The sequence below is a fragment of the Gilvimarinus agarilyticus genome, from assembly GCF_000832015.1.
In the GTDB taxonomy this organism is placed as follows: domain Bacteria; phylum Pseudomonadota; class Gammaproteobacteria; order Pseudomonadales; family Cellvibrionaceae; genus Gilvimarinus; species Gilvimarinus agarilyticus.
This window is the reverse complement of sequence record NZ_JXCJ01000001.1, coordinates 4,003,241-4,021,417: the sequence shown is the minus strand read 5'-3', so window position 1 is coordinate 4,021,417 and position 18,177 is coordinate 4,003,241. Positions and strand designations below refer to the sequence as shown.

Here is an 18,177-nt window from a genome sequence, read left to right as displayed (position 1 = left end):
ATATCATGCAAGCAGAAATTCATCCCCAGTACGTTGACGTGACTGCAAGCTGCAGCTGCGGCAACAGCATTAAAACCCGCTCAACTCTGGGCGAAGACTTCCACATCGATGTCTGTTCAGAGTGTCACCCTTTCTATACCGGTAAGCAGAAAGTGGTAGATACCGGTGGCCGTATCGATCGCTTTAACAAGCGCTTCGGTGGCCGCATCGGCGGCAAGAAGTAAACACTTGCTTGCTTTACAGGGGTAACACCCTTGCTAAAAAGCCCGCCAGGAGACTGAGCGGGCTTTTTTGTGCGCGTGTGATACGGAGCGGGTAGCGAGTGTTGCTAAAACAGCTCTTCTGGTAAAACCTCCGGCGCGCCTTGGGAGCTGGTGCCTGTATCGTTGCCCTCGGCTTTCGCGGGCACGTTGTCGACGCGGAAAATTTCAAAGATCGCATCTGGGTCTTGTGGGCCGGCGCGCAGCCCGGTCTCCGGGTCGATTCGTACCGTAACAATGCCATCGGGACGCTCGGCCGGGCGCTCTGGTTTGTCGGCTAGCGCAGCGCGCATGTAGTCAATCCAGATGGGAAGCGCTGCCGAGCCCCCGTATTCACGGTTGCCCAGGGGGGTATTGTTGTCAAAGCCGAGCCAGGTAATGGTAACAATGTCGGGGTTGTAGCCGGCAAACCAGGCGTCGCGAGGGCCGTTGGTAGTACCGGTTTTACCGGCAATGTCGCCGCGCTCGAGCACCCGGGCCCGTTTGCCGGTGCCGCGGGCGATAACGTCACGCAGCATCGAGTCGGCAATAAAAGCTGTTTGGGCGTCGAGGATACGCTTGGCCGGTGGCGGGGTGTCGCTAGGCTCCTCGGTGGGTGTTTCTTCGTTCAGCAGTTCTTCCAAGGTGCGTGCTTCGCTAGGTTCTTGGCTGGCGGGTGCGTCGCAGTTACGGCATACGGTGTCTGGGGTGGCGTTAAACACAAGGCTGCCGTCAACTGCTTCGATCCGTTTAACCAAGTAAGGCTGTACTGCAAAGCCACCATTGGCGAAGGTGGTGTAGCCGCGCGCCAGGTCGAGCGGGGTAACGTCGTGGCTGCCTAGAGCCAAAGATAGGTCGCGAGGAAGGGCGTCTTTATCGAAGCCAAAGCGGGCGAGGCTCTCGTGGGCGGTATCCATTCCCAGGGCGCGCAATATGCGAATAGAAACCAGATTGCGTGAGCGGTATAGGGCGGTGCGCATGCGCATAGGCCCTAAAAAACTGCCGCCGTCGTTCTCCGGGCGCCAGGTGCCTTCAAGGCTGGCATCCTCGATAACGATGGGGGCGTCGTTAATGATGGTGGCAGGGGTGTAGCCGTGCTCCAGTGCCGTGGTGTAGATGAAGGGCTTGAATGAGGAGCCGGGCTGACGGGTGGCCTGAGTGACGCGGTTAAAGTGGCTCTGTTCAAAGTCAAAGCCGCCGGCCATAGAGATGATGGCTCCATCGAGCGGGTCGAGCGATACGAGTGCGGCTTCGGCGGCTGGCAGTTGCGCCAAAGTTGGCCCCTCTGGAGTGTGGCGCAGGCGAATAACGTCACCCGGGGCGAGTACATCGGATGCTTGGGAGGGTTTATCGCCCCGGTAGTTCTCGCTTAGGTAAGGCCGTGCAGCTGAGATACCCTGATCCCATTCGAGTCGGGTTTCTGTGCCGTCGGGGAGTAGCAGAGTGGCGGACTGTTCTTCGATATAGCTGACCACGGCTGGAGTAAGGCCGCCATACACGGGAATGTCCTGCAGGGTGACGAGCCACTGCTTGGTGGTGGCATCTGCGGCCAGCTGTTGCTCGGGGCCGCGATAGCCGTGGCGTTGATCGTAGGTGATCAGGCCGTCGACAATCGCGCTTTGTGCGACCTCTTGTAAGCGAGCGTTCACTGTGGTGTAAACGCTATAACCATCGGTGTAGGCAGCACTGCCAAAGCGTGTAATGGCATCCTGGCGAGCCATTTCAGCGACGTAGGGTGCGTACAGTTCAGGTGTCAGGCCATGATACGTGGCGGTAACCGGTGCGGTTGTCGCGGTTTTCCATGTAGCCTGGTCTATATGGCCGAGCTCTAGCATACGCCCTAAAATCCAGTTGCGGCGAATTAGGGCTCGCTCGGGATTGGCTAGCGGATTGTAGGCCGATGGCGCTTTGGGAAGGCCGGCGATCATGGCCCACTGCGGCAGGGTGAGTTGATCGATGTTTTTGCCGTAATACACGTTGGCCGCCGCTTGAATACCGTAGGCGCGGTTACCGAAGTAAATTTTATTGTTGTAAAGTGTGAGAATCTCCTCTTTACTGAGTTCACGTTCTATTTGAAGTGCCAGCAGGATCTCGTTGAATTTACGGGCAAATGTTTGTTGCAACGTCAGGAAAAAGTTCCGCGCAAGTTGCATGGTAATGGTGCTACCACCGGACTGAATCTGGCCTGTTTGCAATAATTGTGATGTGGCTCGCAAAAGTCCTCTAATAGAAACGCCGTTATGATCGTAGAATTGGGCATCCTCTGCTGATAATAACGCTTTGATATACAGCGGGGGGATTTCGTCGTAATTAATGGGGGTGCGGCGCTGTTCGCCAAACTCGCCAATAAGTCGGTTATCGCTTGAGTAAATCCGCAGCGGAGTCTGCAATTTAACCTGCCGCAAGCTCTGCACATCGGGCAGCTTTGGGTTGAGATATAGGTAGAGTCCGGCAAATGTAACGCCGGTTGCACCGCAACCGGCGACGAGTAACCAGAATAGTAATGTGATAAAAGAATATTTTTTAGGCATTTTTTCTAAGCGAATTAGATAGTTAGCGGTATTAGCCGACTGGATGTTACATTATACGGGGTTTTTGCCTGTTTACATATGTGCGATCTTGTTGCAGGCTTAAGTTAAAGTGCTATAACATAAACGACGTCTAAGTTACGGATATAGATAGAAAAATGGGCATTTTCGGATTCTTAGAAAAAAAGACGAAGCCAGTTGTGGGGTTGGACATAAGCTCGACGTCTATAAAACTCTTAGAGCTGAGCCGTAGTGGCGATCGGTATCGTGTAGAAACCTACGCGGTGAGGCCTTTGCCGCCCAATGCGGTCGTTGAAAAAAATATCAACGACGAAGCGGCGGTCGCCGAGGTTATCAAATCGCTGGTGAAGCAATCAAAAACCAAAATCAAGCATGCCGCGGTATCTGTCGCCGGCTCTGCGGTGATTACTAAGGTTATTGAGATGCCGGCCGGGTTGTCGGATGACGACCTGGAAAACCGTATCTATATTGAGGCGGACCAGTACATTCCTTTCCCCATCGACGAAGTCTCGATCGATTTTGAGGTTCAGGGTGAATCGCCCAACGACCCGGATCAGGTCGAGGTGTTGTTGGCTGCGTGCCGTACCGAGAATGTCGACTCCCGCGTTTCAACCTTGCAGCTAGCGGGGTTGGAGGAGGAGGTGGTTGATGTCGAAGCTTACGCCATGGAGCGCGCCTTTGAGTTGGTGCTAGAGCAGCTTGAGGATCAGGATAATCAAGTAGTGGCGGTGTTGGATATCGGTGCAACTATGACCACGCTAAGTGTGTTGGTAGACGGCAAAACCGTGTATACCCGCGAGCAGTTGTTTGGCGGCAGGCAGTTAACAGAAGAGATTCAGCGCCGCTATGGTTTGTCGATGGAAGAGGCTGGGCTTGCGAAAAAGCAGGGCGGCTTACCCGACGATTATCAATCCGAAGTGCTTCAGCCCTTTAAAGAATCGGTCGTGCAGCAAGTGACCCGTTCGCTGCAATTTTTCTTTTCCGCCAGCGAATATAACGATGTTGATTACATCGTTTTGGCCGGTGGCGTAGCCTCCATGGAGGGGCTGGTTGAGCTTATCGAAGAAAAGCTAGGTACGCAGGCAATGGTAGCAAACCCATTTGCCAGCATGTCGGTGGCGTCGCGGGTTAATGCAGCGGCTCTGGCAAATGATGCGCCCTCATTGATGGTAGCAACTGGCTTGGCGATGAGGAGCTTTGACTAATGGCGAATATCAACTTACTTCCCTGGCGCGTAAAAGAGCGGGAGAAGAAAAAGAAAGATTTTATTGCGATTATGCTTGGGGTGGCTATCGCTACTGTGGTAGTCGCCTATTTGTGGATCGCCAATGCCAACGGTAAAGTCGACCATCAGAATCAGCGTAACCAAATGCTGAAAACTGAAATTGCCACACTTGAGAGTAAAGTGTCCGAGCTGAACGATCTTCAGCAGCGTCGGCAAGATTTGTTGGCGTTGATGAAGTTGATTCGGGATCTGGAAGGCACCCGTTCGGTTATTGTGCACCACTTTGACGAGCTAGTGCGTGCGCTACCCGATGGCGTTTACCTGACAATGGTTAGCCGCGAAGGCGGGCTCATGAGCATTGAGGGTTTTGCCGAGTCGAATAACCGAGTGTCGAGCTTTATGCGTAATTTAGATGCCTCCGAATGGTACTCAGAGCCTAACCTGGCCTCGGTGGATGCCGCGCCGCAGCAGGGTGGGCAGGCGAATGCGTTTTCGATGACGGTTAAAACGGTTGTGTCGAAAGCACAGCAGGCCTTACAAGAACAGCAGGAGGAGCAGTAATGTCTCTGCGGGAATCCTTCGAGCAGGCTCGAGACTTTGACTATAGTGACTCCACAAAACTGGGTGTTTGGCCGCTGCCAACCAAAATTTTAGTGTGTGTCTTAATTGTGGCGGCGTTATTGGCTGCTACTTATTACTTCAAAATTAAAGAAATAGAAAATACGTTAGTGCGGGTAAAAGCCGAAGAGCAAACGCTGCGCAAAACCTTTGAGACAAAGAGTGCGCAGGCGGCTAACCTGGATGCCTATCGGGCGCAAATGGAAGAGATGCAGCGCTCATTTGAGTCGTTGTTGGCTCGTTTGCCTACGGATACTCAGGTGCCCGGCTTGCTGGAAGATATCGATGCACGCAGTGTTGAAAGTGGCTCGAGTATTCAAAGCATTGAACTAGAAGCCCAGCGTGCAGCGGAGTACTACACTGAGCTTCCTATTAAGATCAATGTTACCGGCAGCTACCATGATTTCGGTAACTTTGTGAGCGGTGTGGCCGGTATGCCACGTATCGTGACTTTGCATAATTTCACCATCGAGAATGCCAGTGAGGGTGGTGACTTAGTTATGCAAATCGACGCCAAAACATACCACTACCAGCCGGAGGGGGAAGCCAATGAACAGCAATAAGTTAATATTGGCCTCTGTGTTAACTGCTGCGGCAGTTTTGGCTGGCTGTGGTGGCAGCGGTGGTGACATACGAGATTTGCGCAACTACATCGAGGAGACTAAGCGTCGCCCGGGTGAGCAGATTGAGCCATTGCCGGTGTTTCGGCCGTTGCCGCCGTTTAGTTATGCGGCCATGACATTGCGCAGCCCGTTCGAAAAGCCTGTAGAAGAGCTTGCGCGGGTTAAGGGCGGCAAGTCTGTAAAGCCTGATCTTACCCGAGCTAAAGAATACTTAGAGAGTTTTAGCATTGCCAACATGACAATGGTTGGTTCTGTATCAAAAGATGGCACTCTGTGGGCTCTGATAGATACCGGTCCGGGGGCTCAGCGCAGTGTTGAGCCGGTAACGGTAGGAAATTATATGGGGCGCAACCACGGTAAAATTCTTACGGCGACTCCCAATCAGCTTGAGCTGATGGAAATTGTCTCTGACGGTGACGACGGCTGGGTTGAGCGTCCACGTATTATTAAATTAGAAGAAAAGGAATAGGCGGTCATGCGTGCTTTGTTCTTAATGGGGTTAAAAATGAGAAAAACAGTCGCGTTACTTTCGGTCTGTCTGTTGTCACCGTTCGCAGGGGCGGCCGCAATAGATGATATCCGGTTTGCGGAGCTGCCTAACCAGCGTTTCGAGGTTCGTTTGAGTTTTGATGAGGCGCCGCCCGAGCCACAAGGCTACACGATAGAATCTCCGGCTCGGATCGTGCTGGACTTTCCGGAGGTCGAGAGTGAGCTGAAAGAGCGACGTTACCCGCTGGCCTTTGATAATGGTAAAAGCGCGCTGGTGCTGACCTCTGGTGGTCGCACACGCTTGATCCTAAACCTTGAAAACTTGACTAATTACAGCTCCCGTATCGATGGCAATGCTTATGTCATTGAGGTTGGCGGTACTGGCGAGCGGCAAGTAGCGGCGAGCAAGCCGGCGAGCGTAACCGCGCCTGCGGCAAGTAGTGACGATCGCTCTCGGGCTAAGGCTACTCGCGCGGTGAGCGGTATTGATTTCCGCCGCGGCGATGCCGGCGAAGGGCGTATTATCGTAGATTTGTCTACTGATCGTATCAGTGCTGATATGCGTGATACCGCTGACGGTTTGCGAGTAACCTTTGCTAACACTGCATTGCCAGGCGAGCTGCGTCGGCGCCTGGATGTTTTGGATTTTGCGACCCCGGTAGCGACGATTGCGGCTAATAACGACAACGGCGATGTGGTGTTGGACGTGTCCGCGAATGGCGATTACGACTATCTGGCTTACCAAACTGATAATCGATATGTGATTAGCGTTAAGCCTTTGACCCCGGCTGAAAAGGCCGAGCAAGAACGTTTATTTGAATATACCGGCTCACGCTTGTCCTTTAACTTTCAGGACATCGAAGTGCGTGCGGTGCTGCAGATTATTGCTGACTTTACCGACTTGAACCTCGTTGCCTCTGATACAGTGCAGGGCCGCATCACTTTGCGCTTGGATAATGTGCCTTGGGATCAAGCGTTGGATATGGTCTTAAAAACCAAGGGGCTAGATAAACGTCAGGTGGGCAATGTGTTAATGGTAGCCCCCGCTGCTGAGATTGCCGAGCGCGAGCGCCAGGAGCTTTCGACTAAACGTCAGCTAGAAGAGCTTGCGCCACTTCGCACAGAATATATCCGTGTGCGCTACGCGAGCGCGAAAGAAATCTTTGAGCTGTTCAAAGGTGGCAGTGGTAGTGGCGATAGCGACGATGGCACTGCCAGTCGATCCACTGGCAGTGTGTTGTCGGGCCGAGGGCAGGCCGTGGTTGATGAGCGCACTAACTCGATTATTGTGACGGACACAGCTGAGCGCATAGATGCCTTTAAGCGTCTGGTCGAAGAGATTGATATCCCTATTCGCCAGGTAATGATTGAAGCGCGCTTGGTGATTGCTAATAAAGACTTCCGCGAAGAGCTGGGTGTGCGCTGGGGTGGTGTTGGTGCCAGCCTTAACTCTGACTCACTGTTCGAGGTCGGTGGTTCCACCAGCGGTCTTGATTCGGACCCCGGGACCCCGGCCGACTTTATCTACGGTGGCGGCACAATGGATCTTAATGAGAATATGATGGTGGACATGGGGGTTGCCAACCCTGTGGGCAGCATTGCCTTTGGTCTGTTAACCGATAATGCTTACTTAGACCTTGAATTGTCGGCGCTGGAGTATAACGGCTATGCCGAGATTGTTTCACAGCCGAAGGTGATTACCGGCGATAAGCAACGCGCTAAAATCTCGACCGGTAGTGAAATTCCTTATCAGGAGGCTTCTGCCAGTGGTGCGACATCGGCTTCGTTTAAAGAGGTGGTGCTGGAACTGGACGTAACACCGCAAATTACCCCGGACAACAACATTATTATGGAGTTGGCCATTAAGAAGGATTTGCTGGCTGAGTTTAATACTGAATTTGGTGTCCCGATTATTGATATTACGCGACTGAATACCAAGGTACTGGTGTCTGATGGTCAGACGATTGTGTTGGGTGGTATCTTTGAGATGCAGCAGCTCAATGGTGTGGATAAGGTGCCTTTCTTGGGGGATATCCCCTACCTTGGTCGTCTGTTTCGCCGCGATGTGAAAAACTCAGAAAAGAGTGAGTTGTTGATCTTTATCACGCCGCGCATTATGGCCGAGAGCTTAACCGAATAAGACTATGCTAGATCGGCACGTATTTCTTGTCGGCCCCATGGGGGTCGGCAAGTCGACCATCGGTAGAGTTCTTGCCTCCGAGTTAAATGTCCCCTTTTATGATACGGACCGTGTGATTGAAGGTCGCACAGGTGCCGATATCCCGTGGATATTTGATATGGAAGGTGAGGAGGGGTTTCGCGCGCGTGAGACCGGAGTCTTGCAGGATTTGGTTGCCGAGACGCCCAGTGTTATTGCCACTGGTGGTGGGATTGTTACAAAGCCTGAAAATTGCGAGCTGATGGCTCAGGGGTTGGTGTGCTACTTGACGGCCTCGGTGGATCAGCTGGTAGAGCGGACCTCGCGTGACAAGAAGCGGCCTTTATTGCAAGTTGAAAACCCACGCGAAAAAATTATAGAGATTCTAGCGGCACGGGACGAGCTTTACCGTGGCGTGGCTGATGTACACCTGAATACTGACCGGTTCTCTCCGAAAGCGGCTGTTGCCGAAATCCTCGCACACCTTCCTTAATGCTATTTCGGCTGTACGGCGTCTGCCAGCGCTTGTGCCTGTGTGCTAAAGTACAGCCGTGACTATCCTGCATCTATTGAACAAAAGACAATACCTATGAAGACCTTAACAGTTGATCTGGGGGAGCGCAGCTACCCTATTTTTATTGGTTCAGAGCTTGTTGAGCGGGCGGAGCTGTTTAGCGAATACATTGCTGGCAAGCAGGTGTGTATCGTTACTAACGATACAGTAGCGAAGCTCTATCTTGCGGGGCTGGAGCAAGCGCTGAGTGATGCTAGCCGAGAGGTGCATTCAGTCGTGCTGCCCGACGGGGAGCAGTACAAAAACTTAGAAACGTTGAATCTTATATTTGATGAGCTTTTACAGCAGCGCTTTAACCGCTCGGTGACATTAATCGCCCTTGGCGGTGGCGTTATAGGCGATATGACAGGTTTTGCCGCGGCTTGTTATCAGCGTGGAGTTAATTTTATTCAAATACCAACGACTTTGTTGTCGATGGTCGACTCCTCGGTGGGCGGCAAGACGGGTGTAAACCACCCATTGGGTAAAAATATGATTGGGGCCTTTTATCAGCCTCAGGCGGTGGTAGCTGATGTGGCGGTACTTAAGACGCTACCTCCCAGAGAGCTTGCCGCCGGAGTTGCAGAGGTGATTAAGTATGGCCTTATTTGCGATTATGAATTTTTTGAGTGGTTAGAGGCCAATATTGCCCGTGTAATGGCGGGTGATGTTGACGCTTTGGCGTATTGCATCGAGCGTTCCTGCCAAAACAAGGCGCAGGTTGTGGCGCAGGATGAGCGCGAGGGCGGTATTCGCGCTATTTTAAATCTGGGGCATACCTTTGGCCATGCGATTGAAACAGCTCAAGGCTACGGAGCCTGGCTTCATGGGGAGGCTGTTGGTGCGGGCATGGTGATGGCGTTAGACTTGTCGCAGCGAATGGGCTTGATCAGTCAGGCGGACTTGAGTCGTGCTGTAACGCTTATCAAGCGGGCGAACTTGCCGGTCGTGGCGCCAGCGGATATGACAGAAACACAATTTTTCGAGCTAATGTCTGTGGACAAAAAAGTCCAGGATGGCCGGCTTAGGTTGGTTCTGCTTAACAGCTTGGGTGAGGCATTTGTTACCTCCGACATTGATCGGAGCTTGTTGAGCCAAACTATTGGTGCTTGCCGTTAGGCGGGCGGGAGAGATTGCATGGTGCCGGATTACTGCGAGCGGCTAGGGTTAGATAGCGATCCGTTTACTAACGATACTTTTTATGTCACGCCCGATCTAGAGTTGCTGGCGGATCAAATTACTCACGCGAGTCAGTTTAGCGCCGGCTTCGTAGTGGTCTGTGGTGAGCGCGGTGTAGGTAAATCAGCGTTTGCGAAGTTTTTTTACGGTCAGCTAATGGCTATCCAGGAGAGTGTGCTGCTGGATGCCAGCGTGGCTAGCTCATCCCAAGCGCTTTTATTGCAGCTGGCTGATTTTCTCGCCTTGCCTGTTTCCGATAGCTCAAGTATCGGCGAAATACTCGCCCAGCTCCGCACGACCATTAATAGCGGTGGTGAGGCACTCGGGGTAACCGTTGTGCTTGATAGCGTCCATTTACTAGATGATGACACCTTGGCGGCCCTTGTAAGCTTGCTTCAGGTGCCGGCAGGGCACAGCCGCCCTTTCAGCTTTGTGCTGTTTTCGGAGTTGGAGTTGGCGCCGCGGTTAGATCAATTTGAGATGCCCGATGTGGCGGTGCAGGATCTCGCTTTTCCCTTGATGAGTGCGTCAGATGCGACGGCCATGCTGAACTATCGGGTAGAGCTTGCAGGTTTTTTAGGCGAGCCAATATTTTCGCTTCGTCAGGTAGAGTCGTTTATGGACGAGTCTGGCGGGCGCCTGGATAAGCTGCTTGAGCTGGCGCGGCTAGAGCTGCAAAGCTATTCCCCTGAGTCCGTGGCGGCAGCATCTGCTCAAAATGAGTCCAAAGGTGGAATTCCGGTTGTTCATATTGCGGCTGTTGCAGGCTTGTTGGCGGCTTTGGGGCTAGTCTATTTATATCAGGGTGATGACACGGCAGAACCCACCGAGCAGGGGGTGGTCAAGCGCTTGCCGGCGCCGGAAGCTCCTAAATTGGAGCGGAAAATAACGGAACCGGTGGTTACTGCGCCGCCAGCCCCTGAGGCGGTTAAGCCTATAGAGCCACCCGCTGAGGCAGTGCGTCAGGAGCCTGCGGTCAGTATAAAAGATGAGGTGACCGGTCGAGCCGAACCTGCGGTTTCGGGCGATGCCGCTGAGGCTTCTGGGCCTTCTCGAGAGGCTGAACCTGAGATGGGAGTTGTTGGCGAGCCGGTTAAGCCTGATGCGGCCGTCGTTTCGAGTGCAGCGACTAGCTCTGATGTGGTCCCGCAAGAGCCACCGGTAGCGACGAAGCCAGCCGCTGTGACCTGGCCAAATGATGAGGCAGAGATTTTGTCCTGGCCTGAGTCGGATTACTCGCTGCAAGTGTTGGGTGTGTCCAGTCGCGATGCGGCTATCGCCTATGTTAAAAAACAAGACAATGTGGATTCATTGCGGGTGATGGAAACAGTGCGGTCGCAAAAACCTTGGTATATCGTGCTGGCGGGGCGTTACAGCTCGGCGGCAAAGGCAAAACAGGCTGTAGCAACCTTGCCCAAAAGTCAGATAAAGGCAGGCCCCTGGCCGCGGCGGGTGGGGGAGTTGCAGCAGGAAATTGGCTTGTAGTAAATGATTAAGTCACAAAAAAGGCGGCTAAGAAGAGAGCTTCTTAGCCGCCTTTTTTGTGACTGGGGTTTTGATTAATTGGCCGAGTAAGAGACGACGCTGACTATGCCTACAGAGCGTCCAACTTCACCGTCATAGGGTGTAGGCATTGTTACGTTTAAAGAAACGACACCTTGAGTTGACTGGGAGTCGCTGACTTGAATCGATAACGCAACAATGGTCCCTTCTGAAGAGCCGGCAAGCTCTCCTTCTGGCGATACACTTGCTTCGATCCCGTCTGGGGCGCTCGCTGTAATCTCTGTGCCTCGGGGCAGGCCGTTGCCGTTAGCATCCGCCAGCATCAGATACACAGTCATGCTTTCGCCAGGTTGCAGGCGAATCTGCTCAGATGGGTCAGGTTGACCGGGAAGTCGACCGTCGGGCATGGTAAAGAAAAACTGCTCTTCGCTAGTTAATACTAGTGTGATGTCGTCCCGCACCAGCACACTGTCCCGGCTGCAATTACCCGCGCTAGCGTCTTCCTCGCGGCACAGGCTGCCGTTGTAGATTCCGTCGCCTGGGATGTACTCTCCGGTACTGTTGTCATTAATGGAGGTAACCTCTTCGTTGCCGTCGTATTCGCCGTTAAAGTTACGATCGATATAGGCGGACCCCAGATCGTCGCAGCCAAATGATCGCGAAGCGGCCCCTGAGATGGGCGATGGGTATTTGCAATTGGCCTTGCGAGACGCGCTGCCATCTGAATTGGCTGTGTAAAATAAGTCAGTGCCGAAGTCGTAAACGCCGTTACTGTTGGTGTCGACGAATGATTCGTTACCAATGGTGGTGGCAATGATTTTGACGCGGCCATTGCGGCAATCGCTACCTTGGCCGGCGATGTCTCCGTTGGGGCAGTAAAAGGTTAATGTTTCTTCGTCCATCATCACCTGAGTTTCGGAGAACAGGCGAGGGTTTTGGCTGCGCCAGATGGCCGAGCAAACCCCTGGGGTTCCTATTTCCTCGTCCCCTTCTTCATCAAAAACTACACCGGTCAGGCAGGATGCAGTGATAGAGCCACCATTGGTGGTGAAGTACACGGGAGTTCTGTTGGGGACTGGGTTGTTGAAGGCATCGGCTAGGTTTACGGTAATACTTGATTCTACATTGTTATGGTTCCAGGCGATTGGGTAGCGGTCGCTGGCGGCAATACTCATGCTGTTTTGGTCGGGCAAGCCGGTAGAAACAATAAGCTCGTTAGATTGGCTTGTGACGCCGGTATCGGTAGTGGCTGTTACCCGTACGCTTGTCGGGGTTGTGCCGGATTGGACGGTGGTGCTGACGTAACCGTCGCTGCCGGAAATGGCGCTTGAATTGACCAAGGAGAGGCCGCCCGCTGTAGTATTTAGTGCAAAGTTAACCTCAACACCTTTAACGGGGGCACCGGTCGTGCCGCGTATTTGAAAGCGAACGCTAGAGGCTTCAGTGCCTCCGGTACCTTTTAAGGTGATGTAGTTGGGGCTTGCGTCGGCAAAATTAATGCTGGTTACTGTGTCGGACTCGATGTTTATGTCAGCTGTGGCGCTGATAACACCGCCGCCATAAGTAGTAGTCGCTTTGACGCTGTCGTTACCGATACAGCCGTTGGCGGTATAGCGTACGCCCGCCTGGCCGTTGCTCGTGTCGACCACATTGCTGGCGCTGTCGTCGTCATCGCTGGCACCGCCGATAGGCTCTACCAGTGACTCGCCCGATGCAATACAGGGGGAGATAAAGGTCACTGAAGTACTGTCAGTGATCAGTTGGCCGTCTTCAACCACGTTTACAATTAACGTTGTGCTGCCGCCGGCGGATAGGGCGTTACCGTTAGTTTCGGTGCCTATCTCCCCGGGGACAAAGTCAGCGCCACTGCCGTGACCTATTTGAGCGACGCTGGCCGGAGTATCTGTGTCGTCATCGATATTGCCGTTAATCTGATCTAGCGTTGTGCCATCGCTGCTGCCGCCACAGGCCGCAAGGCCAAGGCATAAGGCGATCGCTGAGGTTAACTTTAGTGTCGTTGACCCAAGTTGTTGTATCCGCATGTTGAATTCCTGGTTGCCGGCGTTGTAATTGTGTTTGGCCGCTGTTGTGCTTGCTAAACCGCCGTCCGGCGGGGCGTCGCACACCCAAGCGTGGGCTTTTAGGGCAAAGGTACCCCTAATAATTTAGTTGTATCGCCTAAATTAGCGTAAATCGCGAGCAGGATAAAGGGCCCTGCGTGTTAAAAAGAGGAATAGTGGCACATTTTCACAAATTTCTTTTGTTTTCAGGCTTTTGTTGCCAGTTCTGCGAGTAAATTCTCGCTTGTGGCCAGCTTCATTTGTGAGCTGTGGTTGCATCTTGCCGCAATTGCCAATAACCTGAGCTTAAAGGCCCGTAATACGCGGCCTATCGCACAATCTTGCCGGCTATGGTCGGCATCCTCGCGCCACTGTTCCGCTTGCCTAAAATGGCTTTAGCGGGTAATATTCTGCGCCCATTTGTAATAGCCCCTCTAGTTTAGGGGCTTTTTTGTCGGTAGCACTACTCGCGCTTTGGCCGGGCAGTGCGCTGCCACAGATACTGATATTGAGAGACAGCGTATGACCACTGGCCTGTACAGGTTGGACGAGTTTAAAGACAACTGTGGATTTGGTCTTATTGCCCATTTAAAGGGTAAAACCAGCCACCGTCTGCTCGAGACCGCGATCGAATCTTTGACGTGCATGACTCACCGTGGCGGTATTGCTGCCGACGGAAAGACAGGCGATGGCTGCGGTTTATTACTGCAGAAGCCTGACAGTTTTATGCGCGCAGTGGCGGCCGAGTCGTTTTCTACGCCGTTGACCGATATTTATGGCGTTGGCGCTGTTATGCTGAGCCGCGACGCTGCGCAAGCTGATGCGGCTCGCGAGGTGCTTGAAGGCGCTATTGCCAATGTGGGACTGAGTGTTGCCGGTTGGCGTGAGGTACCGGTTGATACCGGTTGTTTGGGGCCGATTGCCCTTGAGTCGCTGCCGCTGTTTAACCATGTATTTATCAATAGTCCCGATGGCCTGAGCAATGCCGAGGTAAGCGCTAAGCTATTGATGGCCCGCCGACGCACCGAGATCGCCCTGCAAAATGACCCGGCTTTTTATATTGCCAGCTTAAGCACCACGGTGCTGTCCTATAAAGGCCTTATGATGCCTGTGGACTTGCCGCAGTTTTTTGCCGATCTTGCGGACGAACGTCTTGAGACGGCGATTTGTGTGTTCCACCAGCGCTTCTCAACAAACACCACACCGCAGTGGCCTTTGGCGCAGCCGTTCCGGATGCTGGCGCATAACGGCGAAATTAATACAGTGATGGGTAACCGCAACTGGTCGGTAGCGCGTACCGATAAGTTCTCTACGCCTCTGTTGCCCGATATTGCTGAAGTAGCTCCTTTGGTTAACCGTACTGGCTCAGACTCGTCAAGCCTGGATAACATGCTGGAAGTATTGCTGATTGGCGGTATGGAGCTGCATCGCGCCGTGCGTATGCTGGTGCCGCCGGCCTGGCAAAATGTCGAGCATATGGATTCCGACTTGCGCGCGTTTTATGAGTACAACTCGATGCACGTGGAGCCTTGGGATGGTCCGGCTGGACTGGTGATTACCGATGGTCGTTACGCGGTGTGTACGCTTGACCGCAATGGCTTGCGCCCGTCGCGCTGGGTGATTACTAAAGATGACATTATTACCGTGGCGTCCGAAGTCGGGGTGTACAACTACAAGCCCGAAGATGTCGTGGCCAAAGGCCGTTTAGGGCCTGGGCAGATTTTGTCGGTAGATACCGAGACCGGCGAGCTGTTTCATACGCAGGACGTCGACAATCAACTTAAAAAAGGTCAGCCGTATAAGCGCTGGCTAAAAGACAATGCCGTGCGTATTGAGTCTACCCTCGAAACCGACGTGGCTGAAAACGGTTTGTCTGGCGCCGACATGAAGGCGTTTATGAAAATGTATCAGGTGACCTTTGAAGAGCGCGATCAAGTGTTGCGCCCGCTCGCCGAAGGTGGCCAAGAGGCCGTAGGCTCGATGGGGGATGACACCCCTATGGCAGTGTTATCGAGCAAACAGCGCTCGGTGTACGATTATTTCCGCCAGCAGTTTGCGCAGGTCACGAACCCGCCCATCGATCCGCTGCGCGAAGCCATTGTAATGTCGCTTGAGACCTGTGTCGGTCGCGAGCTGTCGGTATACGATGAAACCGAAGAGCACGCTAATCGTGTTATTTTAACTTCGCCGGTATTGTCTCCAGCTAAGTTCCGTGCACTCACCAACTTGGGCCGCAGTGATTACAAAGCCGAGACATTTTCTCTGGCCTACGATCCGGCAAAAGTGGGTTTGCAGCAAGCCATTAACGAGCTGACCGAACGGGTTGCCAACGCCGTGCGCGGCGGCACTGTATTGGTTGTGCTGAGCGATATGGAGCTCAAACAAGGGCAGTTACCTATTCATGCCTTACTGGCAACCGGCGCCGTGCATCACCACTTGACGCAAAACGGTTTGCGCTGCGACGCCAACATTATTGTCGAGACTGGTACCGCCCGCGATTCACATCAAGTGGCCTCTTTGATTGGCTACGGTGCTACGGCTGTGTACCCCTACCTCAGCTACTACGTGATGAACGATTTGCTGAGCAAAGGTGAGTTGCTCACCGACGTGGATCACGCCTACAAAAATTATCGTAAGGGGCTCGATAAAGGCCTGTTGAAAATTCTGTCGAAGATGGGTATCTCGACCATTACCTCGTACCGCGGCGCGCAGCTATTTGAAGCGGTCGGCCTGGCCGAAGAGGTGGTTGACACCTGTTTTGTCGGCACCCCGTCACGAATTAAGGGTGCTCGCTTCGAAGATCTTGAGAGTGATCAAAAAGCTTTGGCAAAAACCGCTTGGTTGGATCGCAAGCCAATCGTTCAGGGCGGCCTGCTGAAGTATGTTCATGGTCAGGAGTACCATGCGTATAACCCCGATGTGGTTACCGCGCTGCAAAATGCCGTGCAATCCGGTGATTGGAAGCTCTGGCAAAAATACTCTGATTTGGTAAACACTCGCCCGGTCGCAACCTTGCGCGACTTGATTAAAGTGCAGGGCGGCGTCAATAAGCCCATAGCGCTGGACGAAGTAGAGCCGGTCGAGAGTATTATTAAGCGCTTTGACTCAGCCGGTATGTCGTTGGGGGCATTGTCGCCTGAGGCGCACGAGGCACTCGCCGAGGCGATGAACACGTTAGGTGGCCGCTCTAACAGTGGTGAGGGTGGCGAAGACCCGGTGCGTTTTGGTACCAACAAGGTCTCCAAAATTAAGCAGATTGCGTCTGGGCGTTTTGGTGTTACGCCACACTATTTGGTAAACGCTGAAGTACTGCAAATTAAAGTGGCTCAGGGCGCTAAGCCTGGTGAGGGTGGCCAGCTGCCCGGCGGCAAAGTAAATGCCTTGATTGCCCGCTTGCGCTACTCGGTGCCCGGCGTAACTTTGATTTCGCCTCCGCCGCATCATGACATTTATTCAATTGAAGATCTGGCGCAGCTCATTTATGACTTAAAACAAGTCAACCCGGACGCGCTGGTATCCGTTAAATTGGTCTCGCGCCCAGGGGTCGGTACGATCGCCGCTGGTGTTGCCAAAGCGTACGCCGATTTAATTACCATCTCAGGCTATGACGGCGGTACCGCGGCAAGCCCCCTGACCTCGATTCGTTACGCGGGCTCCCCCTGGGAGTTAGGCTTGTCCGAGACGCACCAAACTCTGCGTGCAAATGACTTGCGCGATAAAGTTCGCGTGCAAACCGATGGCGGTTTAAAAACCGGTCTTGATGTGATTAAAGCGGCAATGCTTGGGGCGGAAAGCTTTGGCTTTGGTACCGCACCGATGGTGGCATTGGGCTGTAAATACCTACGTATTTGTCACCTTAATAACTGCGCCACCGGTGTTGCCACTCAAAACGAAAAACTGCGTCGCGAGCATTACATTGGCACCGTCGAGATGGCGAAAAACTTTTTCCGCTTTGTGGCAGAAGAAGTGCGCTTATTAATGGCCGATTTGGGTGTAAAAACCTTGGGTGAACTCGTGGGCCGGGTCGACCTGCTGGCCTTAACTGAAGGCCAAACCGTTAAACAAAAGAACTTGGATTTAAGTCCGATTATTCATACCGATGAGTTCTTGGCAACCAAGCCGCAGCTGTGCGCCGTGTCGCGCAACACACCGTTTGATAAAGGTGAGCTGGCCGAGGCCATGGTGAAAGAAGTTTTGCCGTCGATCGAGGCGAAATCCGGTGGTGAATTCAGTTTCCACCTGACTAACTGCGACCGATCCATTGGTGCGCGCTTAAGCGGTGAGATCGCTAAGCGTCACGGTAATCAGGGTATGGCCGAAAACCCCGTCAAGCTTAACTTAACCGGTATTGCCGGTCAGAGCTTTGGTGTGTGGAATGCCGGTGGTCTTGAGCTTTACCTCGAAGGTGATGCGAACGATTACGTGGGTAAAGGTATGGCCGGCGGTAAAATCGTTATTCGCCCGCCCGCAGGTTCAGAGTTTGCCTCAAATACCACTAGCATTATGGGTAATACCTGTTTGTACGGTGCCACCGGGGGTAAATTGTTTGCCGCCGGTACGGCCGGCGAACGTTGCGCAGTGCGTAACTCAGGTGCTCAGGTTGTGGTAGAGGGTGCCGGGGATCACTGTTGTGAATATATGACCGGTGGTGTCGTGACTGTGCTGGGCGATACGGGTGTTAACTTTGGCGCCGGTATGACCGGCGGCTTTGCGTACGTGCTGGATGAAACCAACCAGTTTGTCGATCGCTACAATCATGAGTTGGTTGAGATCCATCGCGTTGACACCGAATCGTTAGAAGCGCACCGTCATCATCTGCGCGGCGTTATTGAAGAGTTTGTCCAAGAAACCGAAAGTGCTTGGGGCGAGAAAATCCTGACCAACTTCGATGATTACGTGGGTAAATTCTGGTTAGTAAAACCCAAGGCCGCCAGCGTGAAAAGTCTGCTGGAAAGCGTTAAGACGCGCGGCGAATAACCCC

Annotated in this window: 12 protein-coding genes; 10 read left to right on the top strand and 2 right to left on the bottom strand. The window is 53.2% G+C overall.

The window, feature by feature from the left end:
- The first annotated feature begins 5 nt into the window (after positions 1 to 5).
- Positions 6 to 224 carry a 50S ribosomal protein L31 gene (gene rpmE / locus SD69_RS17290; RefSeq protein ID WP_041524208.1) on the top strand — a complete coding sequence of 73 codons (219 nt, stop codon included), beginning with the start codon at positions 6 to 8 and terminating at the stop codon, positions 222 to 224.
- Between the two features lie 104 nt (positions 225 to 328).
- Here rpmE and SD69_RS17285 read toward each other — a convergent pair whose 3' ends face one another.
- The gene (locus SD69_RS17285; protein ID WP_084591645.1) at positions 329 to 2,770 is read right to left on the bottom strand and encodes a penicillin-binding protein 1A; all 2,442 of its coding nucleotides are present in this window, start codon (positions 2,768 to 2,770) and stop codon (positions 329 to 331) included.
- A 155-nt stretch (positions 2,771 to 2,925) separates the two neighbouring features.
- On the opposite strand from SD69_RS17285, the gene SD69_RS17280 reads away from it, so the two are divergent.
- From SD69_RS17280 to SD69_RS17245, 8 genes are all read left to right on the top strand, one after another.
- Positions 2,926 to 3,993, top strand: a complete 1,068-nt coding sequence (locus SD69_RS17280) for a pilus assembly protein PilM (RefSeq protein WP_041524207.1) — start codon at positions 2,926 to 2,928, stop codon at positions 3,991 to 3,993.
- On the top strand, positions 3,993 to 4,574 hold the full coding sequence (locus SD69_RS17275) for a PilN domain-containing protein (RefSeq protein ID WP_041524206.1): 582 nt from the start codon (positions 3,993 to 3,995) through the stop codon (positions 4,572 to 4,574). The genes SD69_RS17280 and SD69_RS17275 overlap by 1 nt, the downstream gene beginning before the upstream one ends.
- Positions 4,574 to 5,194, top strand: a complete 621-nt coding sequence (locus SD69_RS17270; RefSeq protein WP_041524205.1) for a type IV pilus inner membrane component PilO — start codon at positions 4,574 to 4,576, stop codon at positions 5,192 to 5,194. The genes SD69_RS17275 and SD69_RS17270 overlap by 1 nt, the downstream gene beginning before the upstream one ends.
- Complete coding sequence (locus SD69_RS17265) at positions 5,181 to 5,723, top strand: pilus assembly protein PilP (RefSeq protein ID WP_041524204.1); 543 nt, start codon at positions 5,181 to 5,183, stop codon at positions 5,721 to 5,723. The genes SD69_RS17270 and SD69_RS17265 overlap by 14 nt, the downstream gene beginning before the upstream one ends.
- A 36-nt stretch (positions 5,724 to 5,759) precedes the next feature.
- Positions 5,760 to 7,883 (top strand): type IV pilus secretin PilQ family protein, encoded by a 2,124-nt coding sequence (gene pilQ, locus SD69_RS17260; RefSeq protein ID WP_232301232.1) that lies wholly within the window; start codon positions 5,760 to 5,762, stop codon positions 7,881 to 7,883.
- Between the two features lie 4 nt (positions 7,884 to 7,887).
- On the top strand, positions 7,888 to 8,394 hold the full coding sequence (aroK, locus tag SD69_RS17255) for a shikimate kinase AroK (protein WP_041524202.1): 507 nt from the start codon (positions 7,888 to 7,890) through the stop codon (positions 8,392 to 8,394).
- A 96-nt stretch (positions 8,395 to 8,490) separates the two neighbouring features.
- Positions 8,491 to 9,573, top strand: coding sequence for a 3-dehydroquinate synthase (gene aroB / locus SD69_RS17250; protein ID WP_041524201.1), 1,083 nt, complete (start codon positions 8,491 to 8,493; stop codon positions 9,571 to 9,573).
- A gap of 18 nt (positions 9,574 to 9,591) precedes the next feature.
- Positions 9,592 to 11,118 (top strand): SPOR domain-containing protein, encoded by a 1,527-nt coding sequence (locus SD69_RS17245; protein ID WP_041524200.1) that lies wholly within the window; start codon positions 9,592 to 9,594, stop codon positions 11,116 to 11,118.
- A gap of 74 nt (positions 11,119 to 11,192) precedes the next feature.
- On the opposite strand, the gene SD69_RS17240 is transcribed toward SD69_RS17245, so the two are convergent.
- Positions 11,193 to 13,178, bottom strand: a complete 1,986-nt coding sequence (locus SD69_RS17240; RefSeq protein ID WP_041524199.1) for an Ig-like domain-containing protein — start codon at positions 13,176 to 13,178, stop codon at positions 11,193 to 11,195.
- A gap of 540 nt (positions 13,179 to 13,718) precedes the next feature.
- On the opposite strand from SD69_RS17240, the gene gltB reads away from it, so the two are divergent.
- The gene (gene gltB / locus SD69_RS17235; protein ID WP_041524198.1) at positions 13,719 to 18,173 is read left to right on the top strand and encodes a glutamate synthase large subunit; all 4,455 of its coding nucleotides are present in this window, start codon (positions 13,719 to 13,721) and stop codon (positions 18,171 to 18,173) included.
- The last annotated feature ends 4 nt before the right edge of the window (positions 18,174 to 18,177 follow it).

Coding starts and splice junctions, on each gene's coding strand:
- pilQ (WP_232301232.1), top strand. CDS start 5,760: ATGAGAAAAACAGTCGCGTTACTTTCGGTCTGTCTGTTGTCACCGTTC.
- rpmE (WP_041524208.1), top strand. CDS start 6: ATGCAAGCAGAAATTCATCCCCAGTACGTTGACGTGACTGCAAGCTGC.
- SD69_RS17240 (WP_041524199.1), bottom strand. CDS start 13,178: ATGCGGATACAACAACTTGGGTCAACGACACTAAAGTTAACCTCAGCG.
- SD69_RS17285 (WP_084591645.1), bottom strand. CDS start 2,770: ATGCCTAAAAAATATTCTTTTATCACATTACTATTCTGGTTACTCGTC.
- SD69_RS17280 (WP_041524207.1), top strand. CDS start 2,926: ATGGGCATTTTCGGATTCTTAGAAAAAAAGACGAAGCCAGTTGTGGGG.
- SD69_RS17275 (WP_041524206.1), top strand. CDS start 3,993: ATGGCGAATATCAACTTACTTCCCTGGCGCGTAAAAGAGCGGGAGAAG.
- SD69_RS17270 (WP_041524205.1), top strand. CDS start 4,574: ATGTCTCTGCGGGAATCCTTCGAGCAGGCTCGAGACTTTGACTATAGT.
- aroB (WP_041524201.1), top strand. CDS start 8,491: ATGAAGACCTTAACAGTTGATCTGGGGGAGCGCAGCTACCCTATTTTT.
- aroK (WP_041524202.1), top strand. CDS start 7,888: ATGCTAGATCGGCACGTATTTCTTGTCGGCCCCATGGGGGTCGGCAAG.
- gltB (WP_041524198.1), top strand. CDS start 13,719: ATGACCACTGGCCTGTACAGGTTGGACGAGTTTAAAGACAACTGTGGA.
- SD69_RS17245 (WP_041524200.1), top strand. CDS start 9,592: ATGGTGCCGGATTACTGCGAGCGGCTAGGGTTAGATAGCGATCCGTTT.
- SD69_RS17265 (WP_041524204.1), top strand. CDS start 5,181: ATGAACAGCAATAAGTTAATATTGGCCTCTGTGTTAACTGCTGCGGCA.